This window comes from Methylobacterium sp. WL18 (genome assembly GCF_008040015.1).
GTDB lineage: Bacteria > Pseudomonadota > Alphaproteobacteria > Rhizobiales > Beijerinckiaceae > Methylobacterium > Methylobacterium mesophilicum.
Genome location: NZ_VRVD01000707.1, coordinates 1 through 2,234 on the forward strand (window position 1 = coordinate 1; position 2,234 = coordinate 2,234).

Annotated in this window: 3 protein-coding genes; all 3 read right to left on the reverse strand. The window is 73.6% G+C overall.

Annotated elements, in window-relative coordinates; all coding sequences use genetic code 11:
* A partial coding sequence (locus FV228_RS27285; protein WP_147857375.1) for a DUF1028 domain-containing protein occupies window positions 1–688 on the reverse strand: 688 nt, incomplete at its 3' end.
* Window positions 689–691: 3 nt separating this feature from the next.
* On the reverse strand, window positions 692–1,423 hold the full coding sequence (locus FV228_RS27290) for an ABC transporter ATP-binding protein (protein ID WP_147857376.1): 732 nt from the start codon (window positions 1,421–1,423) through the stop codon (window positions 692–694).
* Window positions 1,416–2,234: ATP-binding cassette domain-containing protein (locus FV228_RS27295; protein ID WP_147857377.1), on the reverse strand; the 819-nt coding region annotated here is incomplete at its 5' end. The genes FV228_RS27295 and FV228_RS27290, both read right to left, overlap by 8 nt.

The window sequence follows — 2,234 nt, forward strand, 5'->3', positions numbered from 1 at the left end:
TCGCGGCGACATCCTCCGGCAACGCGCCGGCCGGCCCCTCCCGCCGCGGCATCCCGGCCACGAAGGGCACGAGCTGCCGCCGGGCCACGGCGAGGACGCGGCGCAGCTCGGCCACGGGGGCGGCATGCTCGTCGACGCGCAGGTCGAGGCACGGATAATCCTCGCGGGCGACGATCTTCAGCGCCGCCGATTGCTTGCCGCGCCGATCGCCACCCGCGTCCTCGCCGGCTTCGAGGACGCGCATCAGCCGTTCGTCGAGGTCGCAGGCGGCGCTGCGCTCGAAGGCCTCGGCCATGGCGTCGATCACCCCGGGGGCGGCCAGCATGTTGCCCTGCACGGCGTATCCGGCTCCGGTGCGGTGCCCGGCCTGCGCCGTGCAGCCGGCACCGGTCCAGGCGGCGGCCGCGCCGCCCGCATCCACCAGCCCGATCTGGCGCAGGTCCGGCCTGTCGTCGGTCTCGAGCGCGGACGCGAGGGCCGCGTCCGATCGCTGCCCCCCGGCGAGCCCGTCGAGGATGCGCAGGGCGAGGTAGGGGTTCACCCAGGATTGGGTGGTGACGGCCCCGATCCCCGCCCGGATGTACGGGCAGAGGCCGCCCACGGCCGGCACGGCGCTCGCCACCGCGACGCCGAGCCGCTCGGTCCGGGGACACCGGGCGGCGATGGAGAAGGTGTTGAGTTCCATCATGCCTCACACCGCGAGGTGGTCGATGACGCGGGCCTGCGCATCCGGGGCCTTGGCCGAGCCGCTGTCGACGACCTCGCCGAGCTTGAGCACGGCGTAGCGGTCGGCGAGGCCCAGCGCGAAGGCGACGTGCTGCTCCACCACCAGCATGGACAGGCCCGAGGCCCGCTCCGCCAGGAGCACGGCGCGCAGGCGCTCGACCATCGAGGGCTGCACGCCCTCGGAGATCTCGTCGATCAGGAGGAGGCGCGGGCGCAGCATCAGGGCGCGGCCGAGGATCAGCATCTTCTGCTCGCCCCCGGAGAGCGTGCCGGCGCGCTGGGCGAGCCGGTCCTTCAGGAACGGGAAATGGCCGAACAGGCGCTCCAGCGCCTCCGGCAGGTGCCGGTCGGACGGCACCGCGAGGCGCAGGTTGTCCCGGATCGACAGGTCCTGGAACAGCGGCTGCTCCTGCGGCGCGTAGCCGACGCCGAGCGCCACGAGCTTGGCGGGGGACAGCCCGGAGAGCCCCTGTCCGGCGATGGTGATCCTGCCGCCGCGCAGGGCCACCATCCCCAGGATGGTCTTGAGCAGCGTGGTCTTGCCCATGCCGTTCTTGCCGAGGAGGGCGACGATCTCGCCCGCTCCCACCGCCAGGGACACGCCCTTCACGATCGAGACGGCGCCGTAGCCGCTCGATACGGCATCGAGGTCGAGGGCGGCCCCCGACGGCGCGGTGCGTTGCGCGGCCTCAACCATGGGCGCCTCCCGAATAGATGGTGCGGACCAGCTCGGAGCCGACGACCGCGTCCACGGTGCCGTCGAGAACCAGGCGGCCCTGGTGCAGCACCACGATCCGGGACGAGATCTCCCGCACGAAGTCGAGGTCGTGCTCGACCAGGACGGCGGCGATCCGGCGCCCGGCGGTCAGCGCCTTGAGGACGGTCCCGATGGTGGTGCGCTCCGCCTTGGTCAGGCCGGCGGTGGGCTCGTCGAGCAGGATCAGCCGCGGCTCCAGAGCCACCACCATGGCGAGTTCCAGGGCCTGCTTCTGGCCATGGGACAGGAGGCGCGCCGGCTGCGTCAGCAGGCGGTCGAGGCCGGTCATCCGCAGCACGTCGAGGGCCGCCTGCGGCAGGCCCAGCTTCGGGGCCCGGCCGACCGGGTTCAGCCCGTCATGCGGGGCCCGCGCGAGCCGCAGGCAATCGGCCACCGACAGGCTCTCGAACACGCTCGCCACCTGGAACTTGCGGCCGACCCCGAGCCCGACGATCCGGTTCGGCGTCAGGCCGGCGATCGCCGTGCCGCCGATGGCGATGGCGCCGGTGAACGGCTCGGTGCCGTCGCTGAGGCAGCGCATCAGCGTGGTCTTGCCGGCGCCGTTGGGGCCCACGAGGCTGACGAGCTCGCCCGCCCGGATCTCCAGGTCGATGCCTTCGAGCACGGTCAGGCTGCCATAGGCTTTGGCCAGGCCTTCCACCTTGAGGATCGGAGCATCCGTCGCGGTCGCGGCGGCGGTGGCGTCCCGCGCCACCAGGGCGGGGGCGGCGGGCTCCGTCCGGCCGAGCGG